Annotated in this window: 7 protein-coding genes; 3 read left to right on the forward strand and 4 right to left on the reverse strand. The window is 68.2% G+C overall.

Features of this window, described 5'->3' with window-relative positions; all coding sequences use genetic code 11:
• Both AC3WQR_RS31350 and AC3WQR_RS31355 read left to right on the forward strand, forming a co-directional pair.
• The coding region (locus AC3WQR_RS31350) for a BMP family ABC transporter substrate-binding protein (protein WP_492745932.1) at positions 1–1,035 on the forward strand (1,035 nt) is incomplete at its 5' end.
• A gap of 84 nt (positions 1,036–1,119) precedes the next feature.
• A complete protein-coding gene (locus AC3WQR_RS31355) occupies positions 1,120–1,497 on the forward strand; it encodes a hypothetical protein (protein ID WP_492745934.1) in 378 nt (125 codons plus the stop codon).
• Positions 1,498–1,503: 6 nt separating this feature from the next.
• Here AC3WQR_RS31355 and AC3WQR_RS31360 read toward each other — a convergent pair whose 3' ends face one another.
• The 3 genes from AC3WQR_RS31360 to fabA form a co-directional block, all read right to left on the reverse strand.
• Positions 1,504–1,896 carry a nuclear transport factor 2 family protein gene (locus AC3WQR_RS31360; protein WP_095744204.1) on the reverse strand — a complete coding sequence of 131 codons (393 nt, stop codon included), beginning with the start codon at positions 1,894–1,896 and terminating at the stop codon, positions 1,504–1,506.
• 97 nt (positions 1,897–1,993) lie between these two features.
• Complete coding sequence (fabB, locus tag AC3WQR_RS31365) at positions 1,994–3,214, reverse strand: beta-ketoacyl-ACP synthase I (protein ID WP_492745936.1); 1,221 nt, start codon at positions 3,212–3,214, stop codon at positions 1,994–1,996.
• 10 nt (positions 3,215–3,224) lie between these two features.
• On the reverse strand, positions 3,225–3,740 hold the full coding sequence (gene fabA, locus AC3WQR_RS31370) for a 3-hydroxyacyl-[acyl-carrier-protein] dehydratase FabA (protein ID WP_056574156.1): 516 nt from the start codon (positions 3,738–3,740) through the stop codon (positions 3,225–3,227).
• Positions 3,741–3,974: 234 nt separating this feature from the next.
• On the opposite strand from fabA, the gene AC3WQR_RS31375 reads away from it, so the two are divergent.
• On the forward strand, positions 3,975–5,042 hold the full coding sequence (locus AC3WQR_RS31375) for an adenosine deaminase (protein WP_492745938.1): 1,068 nt from the start codon (positions 3,975–3,977) through the stop codon (positions 5,040–5,042).
• On the opposite strand, the gene AC3WQR_RS31380 is transcribed toward AC3WQR_RS31375, so the two are convergent.
• Positions 5,003–6,235, reverse strand: a 1,233-nt coding sequence (locus AC3WQR_RS31380) for an MFS transporter (RefSeq protein WP_492745940.1), incomplete at its 5' end; no start/stop codon positions are given. The genes AC3WQR_RS31375 and AC3WQR_RS31380 overlap by 40 nt on opposite strands.

The raw sequence follows: 6,235 nt of genomic DNA on the forward strand, positions 1-6,235 counted from the left end.
GCCCCGGCCCCCGCACCGGCGGCCCCGCTGAACATCGCATTCGCCTATGTCGGTCCCGTGGGCGACGGCGGCTGGTCCTTCGCGCACGACAACGCCCGCAAGGCGCTCGAGAAGGAATTCGGCGACAAGATCAAGACCACCTTCGTCGAAAGCGTGCCCGAGTCGGCCGACGCCGAACGCGTGTTCCGCGACTTCGTGGGCCAGGGCAACAAGCTGATCTTCGGCACCACCTTCGGCTACATGGAACCCATGCTCAAGGTCGCCAACGACAGCAAGGACGTGAAGTTCGAGCATGCCACCGGCTACAAGACCGCCGAGAACATGCGCACCTACGACAGCCGCACCTACGAAGGCGCGTACATGGCCGGCGTGATCGCCGGCTCCATGACCAAGAGCAACACGCTGGGCGTGGTCGGCTCGGTGCCGATTCCTGAAGTGCTGCGCAACATCAACAGCTTCACGCTGGGCGCGCAGTCGGTCAACCCGAAGATCACGACCAAGGTCGTGTGGGTGAACGAGTGGTTCAGCCCGCCCAAGGAAACCGAAGCCGCCACCGCCCTCATCAACGGCGGCGCCGACGTGCTGTTCCAGAACACCGACTCGCCGGCCGTGCTCAAGACCGCCCAAGAGAAGGGCAAGCGCGCCTTCGGCTGGGACTCCGACATGACCGCCTACGGCCCGAAGGCCCACCTGGGCTCGGCCATCATCAACTGGGCGCCGTACTACATCAAGACCACGCAGGACGCGCTGGACGGCAAGTGGGCCACCGGCCAGACCTGGTGGGGCGTGAAGGAAGGCGCGATCGACATCGTCTCGATCGCCGAGGACGTGCCTGCCGAAGCCAAGGCCAAGGTCGAGGAAATCAAGAAGGGCCTGAAGGACGGCAGCTTCTCGATCTGGAAGGGCCCGATCGTCGGCCAGGATGGCAAGGAGCTGATCGCCAAGGACGCGGTCGCCGACGACAAGTTCCTGTCGGGCGTGAACTTCTACGTCAAGGGCGTGGAAGGCAAGGTGCCGGGCGGCGACAAGAAGTAATCATTGATCGATCGCTTCGGCGATTGCCACGAGAAGGGTCGTCTGCGGACGGCCCTTTTTTCATTCAGGAAAAGGATTCACACCATGAAGCTGCAAGGGGCCATGGCGGCAGGTGCGGCACTGCTGGCCGTGTCGTTGTCATTCGCCGCATCGCCGACGTTCTCGAAAGAAGAGCAGCGCTTGCGCAAGGCCGTGGACGACGCGGAAATGTGCTTTCACTTCGCCGGCGAATTCAACGGCGACGGCTCGGCGCACGACAAGGAAGTGGCGCGCCAGCAGCGCCAGCATTGCGGCAAGGAAGGCCAGCAGCTGGTGCTGCGGGCCTACCGCAAGAACCCGCAGGACACGCGCCTCTACCCGGCGGTGCTGCGGCTGGACGGGCTGATGCCGGGGCTCACGTTGCCCGCGGCCGAGAAGGCTCGGCTGTGTGCCGTGGCCAAGACGGAACTGGCCTGCCCCTGAGTCGGCTTACTGCGCAGCCGCCTGCAGCTGCGCCGCCATCTTCTGGTGGATCAGGTTCACCGCCTTCAACGGCCGCAGCATCACCTTGAACTCCGTGATCCGGCCTTCGGCGTTCCACTTCATCATGTCCACGCCGTTGATGGCGATGCCGTCCAGCTCGAGTTCGAACTCGAGCACGGCGTCGTTCGGACCCTGGAGCTCGCGCACGTAGCGGAAGCTCTCGTTGAAGAAGACCTGGAAGGCCGCGGCCAGGTACTGCTTCGTGATGGCCTTGCCGACCTGCGGCCGGTGCACCACGGGCGAGAGGAAGACGGCGTCGTCGGCCAGCAGGGCATCGAGGCCCGCCACGTCGCGTGTCTTGACGAGCCGGTGCCAGGTGGAAAGGGTGTCGATCGCCATGGGTCTCCTCGCGCGGTGGATGGATGGGGAAACCCAGTCTAGCGAAGCGCCCGCAGGCCCGTCGTCGCGGGCGCGACGGGGCCGGCAGGCGGCCGGGCTACGCGCCTTGCCAGCGCTTGAGCACCAGCGTGGCGTTGGTGCCGCCGAAGCCGAAGCTGTTGCTCATCACGGTGTCGACCGTGGCGTTCTCGCGCGTCGCGGTGAGGATGGGCATGTCGGCCACTTCGGGGTCGAGCGCCTCGATGTTGGCCGAGCCGGCCATGAAGTGGCCTTCCATCATCAGCAGGCAGTAGATCGCCTCGTGCACGCCGGCGGCGCCCAGCGAGTGGCCCGACAGGCTCTTGGTGGAGCTGATGGCCGGCGCCTTGTCGCCGAAGACTTCGCGCACGCCCTTCATTTCCATGACATCGCCGACGGGCGTCGAGGTGCCGTGGGTGTTCAGGTAGTCGATGGGCGTGTCGACGGTCGACAGGGCCATCTGCATGCAGCGCACGGCGCCTTCGCCGCTGGGCGCGACCATGTCGTAGCCGTCGGAGGTGGCGCCGTAGCCGACGATTTCGGCGTAGATTTTTGCGCCGCGTGCCAGTGCGTGGTCGAGCGACTCGACCACGACCATGCCGCCACCGCCCGCGATGACGAAGCCGTCGCGCTCGGCGTCGTAGGCACGCGAGGCCTTCTCGGGGCTGTCGTTGTACTTGGTGGACAGCGCGCCCATGGCGTCGAACAGGAACGACTGGGTCCAGTGTTCTTCCTCGCCGCCGCCGGCGAACACGATGTCCTGCTTGCCCATCTGGATCTGCTCCATGGCGTTGCCGATGCAGTGCGCGCTGGTGGCGCAGGCCGAGGCGATGGAGTAGTTCAGGCCCTTGATCTTGAAGGGCGTGGCCAGGCAGGCCGACACGGTGCTGCTCATGGTGCGCGTCACGCGGTAGGGGCCGACGCGCTTGACGCCTTTTTCGCGCAGCAGGTCGAGCGCTTCCATCTGGTTCAGCGTGGAGGCGCCGCCCGAGCCGGCGATGAGGCCGGTGCGCGGGTTCGACACCTGCTCCTCGGTCAGGCCGGCATCGGCAATGGCGTCCTTCATGGCCAGGTAGGCATAGGCCGCCGCATGGCCGACGAAGCGATAGAGCTTGCGGTCGATGAGGTCTTCGAGGGGAAGGTCGATGGAGCCGGCCACCTGGCTGCGCAGGCCCATTTCGGCGTAGGCCGGCTGGAACCGGATGCCGGGGCGGCTGGCGCGCAGGTTGGCGGAGACGGTCTCCTTGTCGTTGCCCAGGCACGAAACGATGCCCAGACCGGTGATGACGACGCGTCGCATGGCGAAACCCTCAGAAGTTGTCGGTGGAAGTGAACACGCCGACCCGCAGGCCCTCGGCGGTGTAGATCTGGCGGCCGTCGACGCTCACCGAGCCGTCGGCGATGGCCAGGTTCAGCTTGCCCTTGAGCACGCGCTTGATCTGGATGCTGTAGGTGACGAGCTTGGCGGTCGGCAGGACCTGGCCCGTGAACTTCACTTCGCCCGAGCCCAGGGCCCGGCCGCGGCCCGGCAGGCCCTGCCAGCCGAGGAAAAAGCCCACCAGCTGCCACATGGCGTCCAGGCCCAGGCAGCCCGGCATGACCGGGTCGCCTTCGAAGTGGCAGGCGAAAAACCACAGGTCGGGCGTGATGTCGAGTTCGGCCGTGAGTTCGCCCTTGCCGTAGGTACCGCCCTCGGCGCTGATGTGGGTGATGCGGTCCACCATCAGCATGTTCGGGGCGGGCAGCTGTGCGTTGCCGGGGCCGAACAGTTCGCCGCGGCTGCAGCGCAGCAGGTCTTCGCGGGTGAAGGCGTTTTGTAGGGTCATGCGAGTCGATCAAGGACGGCGCCAGGGGCACGAATGCACGCTGCGCGCGGATTGGAGGGAACACACCCGATGCCGGGCCTGCCGGGGTCCAAGCCTAGCGCATCCGCCATGGCCCGATTTGACCCAGATCAGTTTGGGGGAAATGGGGCTGGCAGCGTATACGTTTTCGGGGATGCCGCGCAGGGTGTCTGCCCTTATGCTGTGCGCGATCACAACGTCGATTTCCCACGCCCCATGACCGATTCCAGCCGCCCCCTCTTCGACCCCAGCTTCGCGCAGCGCATTCCCGCCGAACGCCTGCCCGAGCTGCTGCGCGCCATGCCCAAGGCCGAGTTGCACATGCACATCGAAGGCTCGCTCGAGCCCGAGCTGATCTTCGCGCTCGCGCAGCGAAACGGTGTCTCGATTCCGTATGCCAGCGTGGAAGAGCTGCGCAAGGCCTACGCCTTCACCAACCTGCAGAGCTTTCTCGACATCTACTACGCCGGCGCCAGCGTGCTGCTGAAAGAGCAGGACTTCTACGACATGGCCTGGGCCTACCTGGAGCGCGCCGCGGCCGACCACGTGGTGCACACCGAGATGTTCTTCGACCCGCAGACGCACACGGCGCGCGGCGTGGCCATGGAAACGGTGGTCAACGGCCTGCACCGCGCCTGCGTCGATGCGCTGCCGAAGCTGGGCGTGAGCGCCTCGCTCATCCTGTGCTTCCTGCGCCACCTGAGCGAGGAAGAGGCCTTCGAGACGCTGGAGCAGGCGCTGCCGTACCGCGACAAGTTCATCGGCGTGGGGCTCGACTCGAGCGAGGTCGGCCACCCGCCCGAGAAGTTCGCGCGCGTGTTCGCGCGCTGCCGCGAGCTGGGCTTCCACCTCGTCGCGCACGCGGGCGAAGAGGGCCCGCCGGCCTACGTGTGGAGCGCGCTCGACGTGCTGAAGGTCGAGCGCGTCGACCACGGCGTGCAAAGCGCCAAAGACCCGGCGCTGATGAAGCGGCTGGCGCAGGACCGCATTCCGCTCACCGTGTGCCCGCTGTCGAACCTCAAGCTGTGCGTGTTCCCCGACCTGTCGCAGCACAACCTGGGTGCGCTGCTCGACGCGGGGCTGGTCGCCACCGTCAACTCGGACGACCCGGCCTACTTCGGCGGCTACATGAACCAGACCTTCACGCAGACCTTCGCCGCCACCGGCCTGGGCGTGCAGCAGGCCTGGCAGCTCGCGGCGAACAGCTTCGAGGGCAGCTTCATCGACGCGGCCGCCAAGCGCGCCTACGTCGACCGGCTCAACGCCGTCTTCGCGACCTTCTGAGCCAGCTCGGCCGTGCAGGCGCCGGGACCGGCGTTGCGGCGCGGCACGAGCAGCGGCATCGCCACCAGCGCACAGGCGCTGGCCGCCAGCCACACGACCGGCCAGCCCTGCAGCGCCAGCAGGTGCGGAATCGAGAAGGGCGTGACGAAGCACACGAGGAACACGCTGGTGTTCGCCATGCCCAGCGCGGTGCCGGCGCGCGCCGCGCCGGCCAGCGTGGCCAGCTCGGTGTACGCCACGCCGTGCCAGGCCGACACGCACACGCCGCTCACGGCCAGCAGCGCGATCAGCGCCAGGCGCAGCGGTGTGGAGGGCGCCTCGGTGCCCGCCGCCATCACCAGCGCGGCCAGGCCCGCGAACAGCAGCACGCTGAGCGCGCTGCAGGCCCGCAGGTAGGCCGGGCGGTTGCGGCGGCGGTCGGTCCAGCGGCCGCTCCACACGCGCATCGCCATCGCGCCGACCTGCACGAAGACCATGGCGGCGGTGATCGTGCCCAGGCCCACGTGGCCGAAGTCGTGCAGGAACACCGTGCCGAAGGACAGCACCGCGAACTGCGGCGCACACAGGATGCCGATGCCGGCCACGATGCGCCACACGCGCACGTCGCGCAGCGGGCCGGTCTTCGGCGCCGGCGTTTCCACGTTCGTGTGGCGGGGCGCCACGGGCGGCTCGTGCACCCAGGCCCAGCTCATCGCCGCGCTCAGCGCGCACAGCAGCGCGAGCAGGCCGTACAGCGCGGCAAAGCCGAAGTGCAGCGCCACGAAGGGCAGCACCAGCGCGCCGATGCCGCCGCCCATCGGCACGGCGGTCTGGCGGATGCTCATGGCCAGGCCGCGCTCGCCGGCGTCGAACCAGGTCATCACCGCGCGCCCGCTGGCGCCGTTCACGCTGCCGCCGAGCAGGCCGACCAGCAGCAGCCCCGCGCCCAGCACGCCGAGGCCTGGCACATGGCCGGCGCCCGGCGCGGCCCACAGCGCCATTGCGACCAGGGCGATCGCCGTGCTGCCCAGGCCGGCCAGCAGCACGGGGCGGTCGCCCCAGCGGTCGGTCAGCAGGCCCCAGGGCAGCTCGCTCACGGCGATGCCCAGGCCCATGAGGCCGAGCACCAGGCCGAGCGCGGCGTTGTCCAGCTGGTAGCCGGTGCGCATGAGCACGGCGGTCATGGGAATGCCGCTGAAGGCGACCGAGAAGGC

Source organism: Variovorax sp. FW305-3-2-15-B-LB1, from assembly GCF_058787635.1.

What these genes read in the sequence shown, in the direction of transcription:
- AC3WQR_RS31355 (WP_492745934.1), top strand. Translation starts at nt 1,120, where the DNA reads ATGAAGCTGCAAGGGGCCATGGCGGCAGGTGCGGCACTGCTGGCCGTG.
- AC3WQR_RS31375 (WP_492745938.1), top strand. Translation starts at nt 3,975, where the DNA reads ATGACCGATTCCAGCCGCCCCCTCTTCGACCCCAGCTTCGCGCAGCGC.
- AC3WQR_RS31360 (WP_095744204.1), bottom strand. Translation starts at nt 1,896, where the DNA reads ATGGCGATCGACACCCTTTCCACCTGGCACCGGCTCGTCAAGACACGC.
- fabB (WP_492745936.1), bottom strand. Translation starts at nt 3,214, where the DNA reads ATGCGACGCGTCGTCATCACCGGTCTGGGCATCGTTTCGTGCCTGGGC.
- fabA (WP_056574156.1), bottom strand. Translation starts at nt 3,740, where the DNA reads ATGACCCTACAAAACGCCTTCACCCGCGAAGACCTGCTGCGCTGCAGC.